This is a genomic window from Micromonospora sp. NPDC049891, assembly GCF_040660295.1.
Taxonomy (GTDB): Bacteria; Actinomycetota; Actinomycetes; order Mycobacteriales; family Micromonosporaceae; genus Micromonospora.
On the sequence record NZ_JBFAML010000016.1, the window covers coordinates 20,631 to 34,512 of the forward strand.

12 protein-coding genes are annotated in these 13,882 nt (G+C 71.5%); 7 read left to right on the plus strand and 5 right to left on the minus strand.

The annotated features are described in order from the left end of the window. Nucleotides 1-150: 150 nt before the first annotated feature. Together AB0I71_RS20435 and AB0I71_RS20440 are read left to right on the plus strand one after the other, a co-directional pair. On the plus strand, nucleotides 151-525 hold the full coding sequence (locus tag AB0I71_RS20435; protein ID WP_357586833.1) for a hypothetical protein: 375 nt from the start codon (nucleotides 151-153) through the stop codon (nucleotides 523-525). A 26-nt stretch (nucleotides 526-551) separates the two neighbouring features. Continuing rightward, entirely contained in the window at nucleotides 552-1,205 is a 654-nt protein-coding gene (locus tag AB0I71_RS20440) for an endonuclease V (protein ID WP_357587046.1), read from the plus strand. A gap of 13 nt (nucleotides 1,206-1,218) precedes the next feature. Here the strand turns inward: AB0I71_RS20440 and AB0I71_RS20445 are convergent, their stop codons facing one another. Further along, nucleotides 1,219-1,479 carry a hypothetical protein gene (locus AB0I71_RS20445; RefSeq protein WP_357586835.1) on the minus strand — a complete coding sequence of 87 codons (261 nt, stop codon included), beginning with the start codon at nucleotides 1,477-1,479 and terminating at the stop codon, nucleotides 1,219-1,221. A 216-nt stretch (nucleotides 1,480-1,695) separates the two neighbouring features. Between AB0I71_RS20445 and dxr the strand changes: the two genes are divergently transcribed. From dxr to ispG, 3 genes are read left to right on the plus strand one after another with little or no spacing between them, the layout of a single operon-like run. Further along, nucleotides 1,696-2,907, plus strand: coding sequence for a 1-deoxy-D-xylulose-5-phosphate reductoisomerase (gene dxr / locus AB0I71_RS20450; protein WP_357586837.1), 1,212 nt, complete (start codon nucleotides 1,696-1,698; stop codon nucleotides 2,905-2,907). Next, nucleotides 2,907-4,157 carry a site-2 protease family protein gene (locus AB0I71_RS20455; RefSeq protein WP_357586839.1) on the plus strand — a complete coding sequence of 417 codons (1,251 nt, stop codon included), beginning with the start codon at nucleotides 2,907-2,909 and terminating at the stop codon, nucleotides 4,155-4,157. Before dxr ends, AB0I71_RS20455 begins: the two co-directional genes overlap by 1 nt. Before the next feature lie 9 nt (nucleotides 4,158-4,166). Then, the gene (ispG, locus tag AB0I71_RS20460) at nucleotides 4,167-5,339 is read left to right on the plus strand and encodes a flavodoxin-dependent (E)-4-hydroxy-3-methylbut-2-enyl-diphosphate synthase (protein WP_357586841.1); all 1,173 of its coding nucleotides are present in this window, start codon (nucleotides 4,167-4,169) and stop codon (nucleotides 5,337-5,339) included. Between the two features lie 101 nt (nucleotides 5,340-5,440). Here ispG and AB0I71_RS20465 read toward each other — a convergent pair whose 3' ends face one another. Then, nucleotides 5,441-6,025 carry a PadR family transcriptional regulator gene (locus tag AB0I71_RS20465; protein WP_357586843.1) on the minus strand — a complete coding sequence of 195 codons (585 nt, stop codon included), beginning with the start codon at nucleotides 6,023-6,025 and terminating at the stop codon, nucleotides 5,441-5,443. A 277-nt stretch (nucleotides 6,026-6,302) separates the two neighbouring features. Between AB0I71_RS20465 and AB0I71_RS20470 the strand changes: the two genes are divergently transcribed. Next, nucleotides 6,303-7,142: a GNAT family N-acetyltransferase gene (locus AB0I71_RS20470; protein ID WP_357586845.1), complete on the plus strand. Its 840-nt coding sequence runs from the start codon at nucleotides 6,303-6,305 to the stop codon at nucleotides 7,140-7,142. Between the two features lie 177 nt (nucleotides 7,143-7,319). Beyond that, the gene (locus AB0I71_RS20475; RefSeq protein ID WP_357586847.1) at nucleotides 7,320-11,036 is read left to right on the plus strand and encodes an ATP-binding cassette domain-containing protein; all 3,717 of its coding nucleotides are present in this window, start codon (nucleotides 7,320-7,322) and stop codon (nucleotides 11,034-11,036) included. A 66-nt stretch (nucleotides 11,037-11,102) separates the two neighbouring features. Here the strand turns inward: AB0I71_RS20475 and AB0I71_RS20480 are convergent, their stop codons facing one another. The 3 genes from AB0I71_RS20480 to AB0I71_RS20490 are packed head-to-tail and all read right to left on the minus strand — an operon-like array spanning nucleotide 11,103 to nucleotide 13,879. Continuing rightward, nucleotides 11,103-12,170, minus strand: a complete 1,068-nt coding sequence (locus tag AB0I71_RS20480; protein WP_357586849.1) for an NADH:flavin oxidoreductase/NADH oxidase — start codon at nucleotides 12,168-12,170, stop codon at nucleotides 11,103-11,105. A gap of 28 nt (nucleotides 12,171-12,198) precedes the next feature. Further along, nucleotides 12,199-12,921, minus strand: coding sequence for a DUF998 domain-containing protein (locus AB0I71_RS20485; RefSeq protein WP_357586851.1), 723 nt, complete (start codon nucleotides 12,919-12,921; stop codon nucleotides 12,199-12,201). Next, the gene (locus AB0I71_RS20490) at nucleotides 12,914-13,879 is read right to left on the minus strand and encodes a glutathione S-transferase C-terminal domain-containing protein (protein WP_357586853.1); all 966 of its coding nucleotides are present in this window, start codon (nucleotides 13,877-13,879) and stop codon (nucleotides 12,914-12,916) included. The genes AB0I71_RS20485 and AB0I71_RS20490 overlap by 8 nt, the downstream gene beginning before the upstream one ends. Between the last annotated feature and the right edge of the window lie 3 nt (nucleotides 13,880-13,882).

A 13,882-nucleotide genomic window follows, 5' to 3' on the forward strand; every position in this document is an offset into this window, starting at 1 on the left:
CTGAACCACTCCCATCCCAGCGCCCCTCGACGGCCGGGTCAACACGAGAGGCCAAAGCTGTCGTTGGTCGGCGCTGTCGAGCTGAGCGCGGGGACGGATCGCGGCCGCTACCGCCATCCCTGCCGGCCATCGGTCGTAGGCTCACGCCTCATGACGACCGACCAGCCCCTGTCCGACGATGAACTGGCGGTGATCGAGGAACTGTCCGCGGCGGCGACCCCCGGGCCGTGGTTCGTGCGAGTGCTGGATGACGAGCATGCGATGAGCCTGGTGGCGGTGAGTGTGGTGGCGGACGACGGTCGCGGCGCGAGATGGCCCGACTTCGACGCCCGGGAGATCGTCGCCGCGACCCTGGTGCAGCAGCCCCGCTATGTCGACGCGGGTGACGAACGCTGGGACGAGAACGCCGCGTTCATCGCGATGGCACGGGATGCCGTACCGCGTCTGGCGACCGAGGTGAGGCGGCTGCGGGCGTGCCTCACCGATGAAGAATCGGCCGGTGGTGGGCTGGCGGGGACGGCGTGACGCCGTCGGCCTTCGACGGCGAGTCGGTGCCGGGCGCGGAATTCGTGGCGGAGGCGGAGCGGATCCAGCAGGCGTTGCGGCAACGCCTCGTCCTGGACGACAGCCTGGGCGCCGCGCCGACGCTGGTGGCCGGTGTGGACGTGTCGTACGACAAGGTGTCGCCTCGGATCACCGCCGCCGCCGTCGTCGTCGACCTGACGACCGGCGTGGAGGTGGAGTCGGTGGTGGTGCCCGGCGAGGTGAGCTTCCCGTACCTGCCCGGACTGCTGGCCTTCCGGGAGGTGCCGATCCTGCTGGTGGCGCTGGACCGGCTCGGTCATCGACCTGACATGGTGGTCTGTGACGGGTACGGCGTCGCGCATCCTCGACGGTTCGGCTTGGCCTGCCACCTCGGCGTGGTGACCGGCCTGCCGACCTTCGGAGTGGCCAAGACCCCCTTCGTCGGCTCCTTCGACGAGCCGGGCGTACGGCGGGGCGACTGGTCGGCCCTACGCGACGATGACGAGGTGCTGGGCCGGGTGCTGCGTACCCAGACCGGCGTCAAGCCGGTGTTCGTGTCGGTCGGTCACCGCACCAGCCTCGACCGGGCGACCACGCTGACGCTCGACCTGAGCCCGCGTTACCGCCTGCCGGAGGTGATCCGTCGGGCCGACTTCCTCTCCCGCGAAGCGCTGCGTTGACCGCAACCGACGATCACCCGAGCCATACATCGGGTACGCACGGGCCGGGGTGGGCGTTGGGGCGAGGGCAGCGTCCGGGGCCGTCGAGTGGGGCGTCGCACCAGATCCGGGTACGCAGGCGTTGGTGGTCCTCTTCGCTGAGGGTGGTTTCGCCGAAGTCGACGACCGTCAGGTGACCGAGGGAGTCGCGCAGGGCCACGGCGAGTTCGGTGGCGTCGTCGAGGCTGTTCAGGGTGGTGGATAGGTGGATGACCCAGCGGGGTGGGCACCACATTCGTGATGAACCGGCCCTTCGACTTCTCGGTCGACCCGGCAGACCTGCTCGACGACGAGGCACCGCAGGATGCTGACTCGACGGAAGGCCCGGTCCCACCGGAGGCGGACCGGGAAGGGAAGTAGCTTCCCACCCTTCCGAGAGGCCCTTCCGCTAGCTCAGGCGCAACAAGGTGCCCTTCCGGGCGCCGGAGGACGGTGGGGAAGAATGGACGGCGTGACCTCCCCCCGTGATCTTGTGCTGCTGGGTTGTACCGGGTCGATCGGTACCCAGGCCATCGACATCGTGCGGCGTAACCCGGACCGGTTCCGGGTGGTGGCGCTCGGTGCCGGTGGCGGCAACATCGGGCTGCTCGCCGCCCAGGCCCTCGAACTCGGCGTCGACGCGGTAGGGGTGGCGAAGGCGTCCGCCGCGCAGGATCTTCAGTTGGCGTTCTACGCCGAGGCGAGCCGCCGGGGCTGGGCCACCGGGGAATTCAAGCTTCCCAAGATCGTGGCCGGGCCGGAGGCGATGACCGAGCTGGCGCAGTGGCCGTGCGACGTCGTACTCAACGGGGTGGTGGGGTCGCTCGGGCTGGCGCCGACCCTGGCGGCGCTGCGCGCCGGTCGTACGCTCGCGCTTGCCAACAAGGAGTCGCTGGTGGCCGGCGGCTCGCTGGTCAAGGCCGCGGTGACCCGGCCGGAGCAGATCGTCCCGGTGGACTCGGAGCACTCGGCGCTCGCGCAGTGCCTGCGCGGCGGCAACCGGGGCGAGGTACGCCGGCTGGTCGTCACCGCGAGCGGCGGGCCGTTCCGGGGGCGGCGGCGCGACGAGTTGACAGCCGTCACGCCGGAGCAGGCCCTCGCCCACCCGACCTGGAACATGGGACCGGTCGTCACGATCAACTCCGCCACCATGGTCAACAAGGCGCTTGAGGTGATCGAGGCGCACGAACTGTTCGACGTGCCGTACGCCGACATCACCGTGATGGTGCACCCCCAGTCGGTGATCCACTCGATGGTGGAGTTCGTCGACGGGTCGACCCTGGCGCAGGCCAGCCCGCCGGACATGCGGCTGCCGATCGCCCTCGGGTTGGGCTGGCCGGACCGGGTGGCCGAGGCCGCCGCCGCGGTCGACTGGACCGCGTCGCACACCTGGGAGTTCGCGCCACTGGACGACGAGGCGTTCCCGGCGGTGGCGCTGGCCAAGGCCGCCGGGGAGGCCGGGCGTTGCCGACCCGCGATCTACAACGCGGCGAACGAGGAGTGCGTGGCGGCGTTCGTCGACGGCCGGCTGCCGTTCCTCGGCATCGTCGACACGCTACAGCGCGTGCTGGAGGAGGCTCCCGACTTCGGTGAACCGGGTACCGTCGGGGACGTACTCGAAGCCGAGTCGTGGGCGCGCGCACACGCGCAGGAGATCATCGCTGCTGCGGTGGAAGGAGCTTGATGTCGTTCGCGTTCGGGGTGGTGCTGTTCGCCCTCGGCATTCTCATCTCGGTGAGCCTGCACGAGGCCGGGCACATGCTCACCGCCAAGGCCTTCGGCATGAAGGTCACCCGCTACTTCGTCGGCTTCGGCCCCACCATCTTCTCGTTCAAACGGGGCGAGACCGAGTACGGCCTCAAGGGCATCCCGCTCGGTGGCTTCTGCAAGATCGTCGGCATGACGCCACAGGACGACGACGTCGAGCCCGGTGACGAGAAGCGGGCCATGTGGCGCTACCCGGTGTGGAAGCGCACCATCGTGATGTCCGCCGGGTCGGTGACCCACTTCGGGTTGGCGATCTTCGCCGCCTGGCTGGCCGCGATGACCTTCGGCCTGCCCAACCCCGACTTCCCGCGTAACGAGGAGCAGATCCGCGCCGAGCCCGCGGTGATCGCCATCCAGGACTGCGTCCTGCCGGACACCACCTACCGGGAGTGCGCCACCGGCGACGCGCCGAGCCCCGCCGCCACCGGCGGGTTGCAGAACGGCGACCGGATCACCTCGATCAACGGCACCCCGATCAACAATTACGGCGACCTGCTCACCACCCTGCGGGCAACCACCCCGGGCAGCGCCGCCACCATCGGGTACGAGCGCAACGGCCAGGCCGGCACCGCCGAGACCACGCTCGCCACCACCAAGCGCCCGCCGATCGACAACCCGAACGGCCCGGTCACCGAGGTCTCCGCGCTGGGCGTGGGCCTGGTCCTCTCCACCCCGGGCCTGGTCAGCTACGGCCCGGTTGAGGCGGTCGGCGCGACAAGCACCTTCATCGGCGACATGGCGGTGGCCACCGCCCAGGCGTTGCAGCGGCTGCCGGAGAAGATCCCCGCCCTGTGGCGTGCCATCACCGGCGGCGAGCGGGACATCGACACCCCGATCAGCGTGGTCGGGGCCAGCGTCCTCGGCGGTGAGGCGGTGGCCAACAACGCCTGGGAAATCTTCATCATGCTGTTCATCTCGCTGAACTTCTTCATCGGGGTGTTCAACCTGCTGCCGCTGCTGCCACTGGACGGCGGGCACATCGCCATCGCCTGGTTCGAACGGGCCCGGTCCTGGCTGTACGCCCGGCTGCGCCGGCCCGACCCGGGACGCGTCGACTACTTCAAGCTGATGCCCTTCACGTACGTGGTGATCCTGATCGGTGGTGTGTTCACCCTGCTCACCATCACCGCGGACGTGGTCAACCCGATCACCCTCTTCCCAAAGTGAGTGCCTGAAGTGACCGCTGTCAGTCTCGGTATGCCGCCCGTACCGCCGCCGCCGCTCGCGCCCCGCCGGGCCAGCCGCCAGATCATGGTCGGGTCCGTGCCGGTCGGCGGCGGGGCACCGGTGTCGGTCCAGTCGATGACCACCACGTTGACCGCCGACATCAACGCCACCCTTCAGCAGATCGCGGAGTTGACGGCCTCCGGTTGTCAGATCGTCCGGGTGGCCGTACCCAGCCAGGACGATGTGGAGGCGCTGCCGGCGATCGCGAAGAAGTCGCAGATCCCGGTGATCGCGGACATCCACTTCCAGCCGAAGTACGTCTTCGCCGCGATCGACGCCGGTTGCGCGGCGGTCCGGGTCAACCCGGGCAACATCCGCCAGTTCGACGACAAGGTCAAGGAGATCGCGGCAGCGGCCTCCGCCGCCGGTACGCCGATCCGGATCGGCGTCAACGCCGGCTCGCTGGACAAGCGGCTGTTGGCCAAGTACGGCAGGGCGACGGCGGAGGCGCTTGTCGAGTCGGCGTTGTGGGAGTGCTCGCTGTTCGAGGAGCACGGCTTCCGGGACATCAAGATCTCGGTGAAGCACAACGACCCGGTGGTGATGATCCGGGCTTACCGCCAGCTCGCCGAGCAGTGCGACTACCCGCTGCACCTGGGGGTGACCGAGGCGGGCCCGGCGTTCCAGGGCACCATCAAGTCGGCGGTCGCCTTCGGGGCGCTGCTGGCCGAGGGAATCGGGGACACCATCCGGGTGTCGCTGTCCGCGCCGCCGGTCGAAGAGATCAAGGTCGGCAACCAGATCCTGGAATCGCTCGGGCTGCGCGAGCGCGGCCTGGAGATCGTCTCCTGCCCGTCCTGCGGTCGGGCCCAGGTGGACGTCTACAAGCTGGCCGAGGAGGTCACCGCCGGCCTGGAAGGGCTACCGGTGCCGCTGCGGGTCGCCGTGATGGGCTGCGTGGTCAACGGCCCCGGTGAGGCCCGCGAGGCCGACCTGGGCGTCGCCTCCGGCAACGGCAAGGGGCAGATCTTCGTCAAGGGTCAGGTCATCAAGACCGTGCCCGAGGGGCAGATCGTGGAGACCCTCATCGAGGAGGCGCTGCGGCTCGCCGACGAGATGGGTGCCGAGCTGCCCGAGGAACTGCGCGACCTGCTGCCCGGCGCCACCGTCACGGTGCACTGACCGTCGACGGGTGCCCGAGCCACTGCGCGGGCATCAGAGACCGCTGGCATGAGGGCGGCCACCCCGGTAGCCGGGCTGGCCGCCCTCCGTCCGTGCGGGGATCACTCGGATTCGGCGAGGATCGCGTACAGCTTGCGGCGGGTCTCGTCGAGCACCTGGGCGGCCCGTTCCCGCTGGTCGTCGGTGCCCGTCATCATCACCTGGCGGAGCGCCTGCATCGCCTGCATGCCGGCGTTGCGGATGTCGTGCCAGCTGTTGATGGTGTCCTCGGCGACCTCCGCCCAGGGCGGCGTCTGGGCCGCCTGGTCGGCCTCGGCGCGGCCCTGCTCGGTGAGGGTGAACCGCTTGCGGCCACCGCCGGTCTCGTCGGTGGCGACGATGACGCCCTCGTCCTCCAGCAACTGGAGGGTCGGGTAGATCGAGCCGGGGCTCGGCCGCCAACTCCCGCCGGTGCGGGAGTCGATCTCCTGGATCATCTCGTAGCCGTGCATCGGCCGCTCGGTGAGCAGGGCCAGCACGGCGTTGCGGACGTTCGGCCGGCGTCCCCGGCCCCGTCCGCGACCGCCCCGCCCGTGCCCGAACCCGTGCCCGCCCGGCGGAAACGGCGGCCCCGGCGGGAAGGGCGGGAAACCGAACCCCCGCATCCGACCCTCGTGCAGCCCGTGCCCACGTCGATGGAACTTCATCACAATGACTCCTTCACAAAACTATCACCGACACATCAACGATATATCGCCAACACATCCCCAACAACCCCAACCACCCCCGGCCTCCCGCCACCGCCCTGTTGATCAAGAGGTTTTGGTCGGGGAGGGTGCTCGAACCGACGAAAACTTCTTGATCAACGCCGGAGGTGGCGGGAGGCCGGGGGTGGTTGGGGTGGTGGGTGGGTCTGTCTGGTTGGGTTGGGTGGTGGTTACCGTCCGCCAACAGAAGGTGAACGGATCTGGCAGGCTGTTAACCGTGCTGACGGCGCCGGTGCGGCAACTCGGGGAATCGGAACGGCGCGCGGTCGAGCGATTGCTCGACCTCGACCCGTTCGCGAGCGCGCAGGTCGCGGAGCGGGTCGCCGCGCGCGGGCTGGCGTGGTGGCGGGCCGAGGGCCGGGTCCTGGGGTACGGCTCCCGCCGTCACCTCGAATCGGTCTGTTGGCTCGGCGGAAACCTCACCCCGGTGCTGGCCGGCCCGCAGGCCATCGCCGCCTTCGCCGACCTGCTCGCCGGCGAGGAACGGCTCTGCTCCTCGATCGTCGGGCGAGCCGACGCCGTCCTGCAACTGTGGGACCGCCTCTCCGACACCTGGGGACCGGCCCGCGACGTACGCCCCAACCAGCCCTTGCTGGTCACTGACGCGCTGCCCCCGGTCCCGGTCGACCCGGAGGTACGCCGGGTGCGTAGCGGCGAACTCGACAGGCTCTTCCCGGCCGCCGTGGCGATGTACACCGAGGAGGTCGGCGTCTCACCGCTGACCGACGACGGTGGGCGCGGGTACCGGCGCCGGGTCACCGACATGATCCGCTCCGGTCGGGCGTACGCCCGCTTCGTCGACGACCGGGTGGTCTTCAAGGCCGAACTGGCGGTCGTCACCCGGCGCACCGCGCAGATCCAGGGGGTGTGGGTGGCACCCGAGTGGCGCGGGCGGGGAATCGCCACAGCCGCCATGGCGGCGGTGGTCCGCGACGCACTGACCCGGGTCGCCCCGACAGTCAGCCTCTACGTCAACGACTTCAACCTGCCTGCCCGGCGGGTCTACGAGCGCTGCGGCTTCCGCCCGGTCGGCACCCTGGCGACCGTGCTGTTCTGAGTCGCGCGCGGGCTGCCCAACCGACGGTCGGCACCTCGCTGTGCCGCAACCTGCGCAGGTCAGCAGTGCTCGGTCGGTGGTTTCGTCAGCCTCTCCGCCGCTCGCGAAAATGCGTTGAGCCAGGCGGCCGGGCGAAGCAGGCTGAAAACTCCGCCACCAGACCGGAGGAACTGACCCATGCGCCTGCTCCGTGATCTGTGGGTCACCTCCTCGCGTCGGATGACCCTGGTGGTCGTCCTGATCCTGCTCGGCGGCATCGGCCAGGCGGCCACCGCCGCCCTCGCCGGACCGGTGCTGCTGCATCGCTCCGTCGGGTTCTTCGTGCTGCTGTCGGTGGCCCTGGTCGCGGCGGTCTTCAGTGACCTGGTGGTCAGCCTGGTGATGGCCGGGGTGACCGCGGACTGGTCCGCTGACCTGCGTCGCCGACTGTGCCGGGTGGCCCTGGGGCAGCCGGTGCCCGCGCTGGAGACGACCCCGGTGGGGGAGATGCTCGACCGGATCGACGGCGACGTGTACGACGTCGCCTCGGGGGTGCGCGGCCCCGGCGTACGGCTGGCCCAGGCGCTGGCCGTCGGCCTGCTGTCCACGCTCGTCGCGCTCACCGTCTGGTGGCCGGCCGGGATCGGCATGCTGCTGCTCTGCGTCCTGCTCGCGTTCACGCTGCGCCGTCCCGCGGCCCGGATCGCCCCGGCCCGGATGTACGAGGAAGCGGCCTGGTCGGACCTCGCGGCGGTGATGGAGGAGTCGATCCACGGCCAGGACGACGTACGCACCAGCCTGGCCCGGCCGTACGTGCTGCGGCTGTACGCCCGCCGGGCGGCCGAGGTGCTGCGCCGTGGCCTCCGGGTGTGGCAGATGTCGGCGCAGGTGAACACCGTCGCGGCCGGGGTGACCCGGGCCGGGGTGGCGCTTGTCGTGCTCGGCGGCGTGTGGGCGCTGACCACCGGCCGGGTCGACGCCGCCCGGATGACCGCGATCTGGCTGCTCGCACTCTCCCTCGGCATGACCGTCGAACACGTCAGCCGGATGGTGCCGGAGGTGCAGTACGCACTCGGCGCGTGGGGGCGGGTCCAACTGCTCTCGGCCGCACCGCAGGAACCCGGCGGCGGTGCCGCCCCCAGCGACGGCGACCTGGTCATCCGCGGCCTGACCTACCGCTACCCGAGCACCGGGCCGGACGCCGATCGCGCTCCCGCCCTGCGCGACATCGACCTGACCTTCGTACGGGGCCGCTCGTACGCCCTGGTCGGCCGGACCGGGTCGGGTAAGTCCACGCTGGCCAAGGTGCTCACCCGTGCGGTCGACGTGCCACCGGGGACGGTCCGGCTCGGCGGGCGCGACGTGCTCGACCTCGATGTGGAGCAGCTGCGCCAGTGGATCGCAGTGGTGCCGCAGCGTACCGAGATCCTCGCCGGCACCCTCGCCGAGAACGTGGCGCTGTTCGACCCCGAACTGCTCGACGCCGCCGCCCGGGCCCTCGACGAACTGGGACTGGCCAACTGGATCGCCGAACTGCCGGCCGGCCTGGACACCCGCCTCGGCGAGGGCGGCCACGTGCTCTCGGCCGGTCAGGAACAGCTCGTCGCCTTCGCCCGGATCCTGGTCCGTGATCCGCACGTGGTGATCCTCGACGAGGCCACCGCCCGACTCGACCCGGTCACCGAGACCCGGGTGCAGCAGGCAACCGAACGCCTGCTGCGCGACCGGATCGGCATCGTCATCGCCCACCGGTTGTCGTCGGTGAGCCGCTGCGACGAGGTGGTGGTGCTGGCCGACGGCGTGGTGGTCGAGGCCGCCCCGCTGGCCGAGTCGCGTCGCTTCGCCGAACTCCTCGCCGCCGGCCACGCGGGCGGTGTCTCCGACGACGCCGGCCTCGACCTGCTGGCCGGGGCGGACTGGAAGCGGGCGGAACCGGTACTGGTCGGGGCCCACCCGACGGAGGCGACCATCGCAGCCGACGCGGGCGATCCGACGGGTCTGGTCGTCGAAGGCATCCGCGCCCCCGGCCCGGCGGACGGCACCGGGTCGCTGGCCGACGCCGCCCGGACGGACCCACCGACCGGGGTCGCCGTCGCTGATCCCGCGCCAGTGGTCGGACCCGAGCCGGTCGAGCCGGCGGAGGGCCGGGAGACCGGTGGACACGAGGTGGGCGGACGTGACCTCGGGCGGTCGACGATCGACGTGCCGGCCGGCGGTACGGATGATCAGCGACAGGCGTCCCGGGCCCGGACCCTGCGGGAGATCGTCCGGCTCTGCCTCAACGACCCCCGGTACGGCGCGGCGGCGGTAGGCATCTTCGCCGTACTGGCCATCCTCGGCCTGGACGGTCCGGTGCTCGCCTGGCTCTGGGCCGACGTGGTCGACGGCACCGGTGACCCCTGGCTACCCGCACTGGGCATCGCGGCCGGGCTGATCCTCGCCATCCCGGCGCACTACTGGACGCACCTGTGGTTCCCGGCCTGGTGGGTACGGCAGATGCTGCGGATCAGTGCGCGCCTGGTGTACGGCCAGACCGGCCCGCGTCGGGTCAGCCGGCACACCCCAGCCGAGGTGGTCGCTCAGGGCGGTGACACCGAGCGGGTGGTCCAACTCGCCGACAACGTGCTCGACCAGACCGTCGGTCTGATCCTGCTGGTCGCCATGACCCTGATCACCGACAGCGTGGTGCCGGGACTGTTCTTCCTCGGCACGATGGTGCTCTCCGGGCTGGCTGCCACGGCGTTCGGACCGAGGCTGGAGCGGGCGGCGCGGGACACCGTCGCGGCGCGGGCGGCCTTCGCCACCGCGCTGGTCTCCACGCTGTCGGCGGCCCGCACGGTGAAGCTGGCCGGCGCCACCCGGCCGGTGCTGACCCACCTCGCCAACCTGGACACCGTACGCAGCGAACGGCAGCGCCGGGAGATCGCCGTGCAGGTCTGGGCGCGTTCCACGCCGGCGGTGGCCAGCGGGCTGTTTCCGATCGGCGTGTGGGCGTTGTTCCTGGCCGGTGGGATCTCTACCGGGGCGGCGCTGGTCGCGGTCGCCACGCTTGGCGCGGCACGCTGGTTCGCCTGGACCACCGCGTCGTTGATCTCACAGGTGCCGTCGGCGCGGGTGTGGACCCGGCGGACTGCGGAGATGACCGGGATCGAGGCGTACTCGGCGCGGGTGCCGGGCGTCGACCTGACCGCCGGCACCGCTCCCGCCCCGACGGTGCCACCGCGCACCCCACTGCGGCGGCTGGAGCTTGTCGGCTTCGGCGTCCGGCACACCGACGGCACCACAGCCGTACGCGACGTGGACCTGACCGTGGAACGCGGCCACCTGGTCCTCGTGGTCGGACCGGTCGGCTCGGGCAAGTCGTCGCTGCTGCGGGCCCTCGCGGGCATCGCCCCGCACACCGGCCTGCTGGCCTGGAACGGTGAGGCGGTGACCGAACCGGAGGTGTTCCTGCGCCCCAACCAGGTCGGTTACGTCGGGCAGTTGCCCCGGGTGCTCTCCGGCACGATCGCCGACAACATCACCCTCGGGCATCAGGTGGACGCCGCGCACGCGGTCAGCACCGCCCAGCTGGAGCACGACCTGGCCGCCACCGGTAGCGGGCTCGGCCTGCTCATCGGGCACAAGGGCACCCGGTTGTCCGGTGGACAGCTGCAACGGCTGGCGCTGGCCCGGGCGCTGGCTCCGCGTACCGAACTGCTGGTGGCCGACGACGTTTCCTCCGCGCTGGACGTCACCACCGAACTGGCACTGTGGCAGGCGTTGCGGGACCGCGGTGTCACGGTGGTCGGCTCCACCTCGAAGCGGGCCGCGCTGGTGCGGGCCGACCACGTGGTGGTGCTCATCGCCGGTACGGTGGCCGCCCAGGGCCCGTGGCGCGACCTGGACCGACGCTGGGGTCATCTGGCCGGCTGAAAGCGTGTCGGAGATCCGCACGGGTCCGGCTGCCCTCGGCCGTCACCGGGCAGCCGGACCCGCCGATCAGGCCGCCCGCAGGTACGGGTCCGGCCAGTTGGGCGCGGCGCCCAACTTGGCGGCCGCCTGGTGCGGCCAGTACGGATTGCGCAGCAGTTCCCGGCCGAGCAGCACCATGTCGGCCTCGCCGTCGGCGATGATCGCCTCGGCCTGCTCCGGTTCGACGATCAGGCCGACCGCGCCGGTCGGCACCTGCGCCTCGCGGCGGACCTGAGCGGCCAGCGGCACCTGGTAGCCGCGCCCGACCGGGACCTTGGCGGATGGCGACGCCCCGCCGGAAGAGCAGTCGATCAGGTCCACCCCGGCGGCGGCGAGTTCGGCGGCGAGGGCCACGCTGTCCTCGACCGTCCAGCCGCCCGGCACCCAGTCGGTGGCCGAAATCCGGGCCAGTACCGGCAGGTCCTCACCGACAGCGGCGCGCACCGCCCGAGCCACCTCCAGCGTCAGCCGCATCCGCCCGGCCCGGTCACCGCCCCAGCCGTCGGCCCGATGGTTGGTCAGCGGGGAGAGGAACTCGTGCAGCAGGTAGCCGTGTGCAGCGTGGATCTCCACGGCGGCGAAGCCGGCCGCCACCGCCCGCGTGGCGGACTCGGCAAATGCCGCGACGACATCGGCGATCCCGGTGTCATCCAGGGCCGACGGCACCCGGTACTCCGGCACGAACGGTTCGCCGGTCGGCCCGACCGGCGTCCAGCCGCCCTCGGCGTCCGGCACCCCACCCTGGCGCGGCTCCCACGGCCGGTACGTCGACGCCTTGAACCCGGCATGCGCGAGCTGCACCACGGGCACCGCGCCGTGCGCGGCCACGAGCCTGGTCACCGGCCGCCAGGCGTCGATGTGGCGGCCGGACCACAACCCGGTGTCCTGTGGACTGATCCGGCCCTCCGGCAGCACGGCGGTCGCCTCGGTCATCACCAGGCCCGCGCCACCGATCGCCCGGGTGCCGAGATGCACCAGGTGCCAGTCGGTGGGCAGGCCGTCGGGACCGGCGCTGTACTGGCACATCGGTGCCAGCGCGATCCGGTTGGGCAGGGTGACCGTCCGCAGCGTCAGCGGCGTGAACAACGAACTCATTGCGCCATCCTCTCCCGGGTGCGCGACCTCAGCGCCGACGGCGAGCTGTGGGCTCGCGCACGGTCGGCGTCCGGTGGTCCTGCACCGCCACCGCCGTGGGGTTGCGTACCGCCAACGCTGCGGCGGTGGCCAGGGCCCAGCCGACGACAACCGTCAGCAGCAGCCGCTCCAGCACCCCGACCAGCGGACTCCGGCCAACCAGCAGCATCGCCAGACCGACCGCTCCCGCGAGTGGCAGCGACACCGCTGCCGCGACGACGCCCGTGCGCCGCAGCCGGCGGCGCGCCACCGGCGAGAAGGCGACCGCCAGCATCGCGAAGACCACCGCCGCCGTCGCGGCGACACTGGCCGCACCGTGCACCAGATCCGCCACGGTGGCCCGTTCGAACGGCGGCAGTGGGCAGCCCGCGCTGCACGTCACCGCTCCGGACAGGACCGTGCACAGACTCGCTACCACGAGTAGCGTCACGGCGACCCGGAGTGCCGTGTCGCCGCAGTGCGGCGCACCGACCCGTAGCGCGACGGCGAGCAGCAGCAGCGCCCCGGCCAGGGCGAACACTCCGATCCGGTACGTCCAGGCATAGTCGCTGTCGACGACACCGGCCTCACTCACGTACCCGGTCAGGCCCGGTCCTGGGCCGGCGACCACGGCGAGTGTCACCGCAGCCGTGCCAGCCAGGGCGCAGAGCGCGGCGACCAGCGCGGCGCCGCGCCGCACCGACCGTCGGACCGTTGCCGGCGGCTCAGCCACGCCCGTGCGGCGTCGTCCAGCCGTCCAGGTCCGGCCCGAGCGGGACGATGCCTGTCGGATTGATCTCGTGATGGGTGGCGTAGTAGTGCCGCTTGATGTGGTCGAAGTCGACGGTCTCCCCGAAACCGGGGGTCTGGAACAGGTCCCGGGCGTACGCCCACAGCACCGGCATCTCGGTGAGTTTCTGCCGGTTGCACTTGAAGTGTCCGTGATAGGCCACGTCGAAGCGGACAAGCGTGGTGAACAGGCGTACGTCCGCCTCGCTGATCGAGTCGCCCATCAGGTAACGCCGACCGGCCAGCCGCTCCGACAGCGCGTCGAGCCGGGTGAACAGCGCCGCGAACGCCTCGTCGTACGCCTGCTGGGAGGTGGCGAAACCGCATCGGTAGACGCCGTTGTTGACGTCCCGGTGGATCTCGGCCATCAGCGCGTCCATCTCCGGGCGCAGCTCGACGGGGTAGAGGTCCGGCGCGTCGGGAGCGTGCAGCCGCCGCCACTCGGTGGACAGGTCGAGGGTCAGTTGCGGGTAGTCGTTTGTGACCACCCGGCCGGTAAGGGTGTCGACAAGCGCCGGCACGGTGACCCGGCCGGTGTAGTCCGGATCGGTGGCCAGATACGCCTCGGAGAGGAAACCGATGCCCAGCACCGGATCGAAACCGTCCTGGTCCAGGGCGAACCGCCAACCGCGATCGTCCCGGATCGGGTCGACAGTGCCCAGCGAGATGGCGTCGGTCAGCCCGAGCAGGTTACGCACGATCAGCGCGCGGTGCGCCCACGGGCAGGCCCGGCACCAGATCAGCCGGTAGCGGCCCGGCTCCAGCGGCCAGCGGTCCTGCTCGTCCGGCCCACCACCCGGTGGCGCGGTCGAGTGCGGGGTCACCCGGCCGGTGAACCGGTTGGGTTGGCGGACGAACGCGCCGCCGCCGCTGGTTTCCGCGCTGAACTGGGCCCGTGCCATGCC

Bases quoted from the DNA above. Each gene is read 5' to 3' on its own strand.
- AB0I71_RS20435 (WP_357586833.1), top strand. From the start codon at position 151: ATGACGACCGACCAGCCCCTGTCCGACGATGAACTGGCGGTGATCGAG.
- AB0I71_RS20445 (WP_357586835.1), bottom strand. From the start codon at position 1,479: ATGTGGTGCCCACCCCGCTGGGTCATCCACCTATCCACCACCCTGAAC.
- AB0I71_RS20455 (WP_357586839.1), top strand. From the start codon at position 2,907: ATGTCGTTCGCGTTCGGGGTGGTGCTGTTCGCCCTCGGCATTCTCATC.
- AB0I71_RS20465 (WP_357586843.1), bottom strand. From the start codon at position 6,025: ATGAAGTTCCATCGACGTGGGCACGGGCTGCACGAGGGTCGGATGCGG.
- AB0I71_RS20475 (WP_357586847.1), top strand. From the start codon at position 7,320: ATGCGCCTGCTCCGTGATCTGTGGGTCACCTCCTCGCGTCGGATGACC.
- AB0I71_RS20480 (WP_357586849.1), bottom strand. From the start codon at position 12,170: ATGAGTTCGTTGTTCACGCCGCTGACGCTGCGGACGGTCACCCTGCCC.
- AB0I71_RS20490 (WP_357586853.1), bottom strand. From the start codon at position 13,879: ATGGCACGGGCCCAGTTCAGCGCGGAAACCAGCGGCGGCGGCGCGTTC.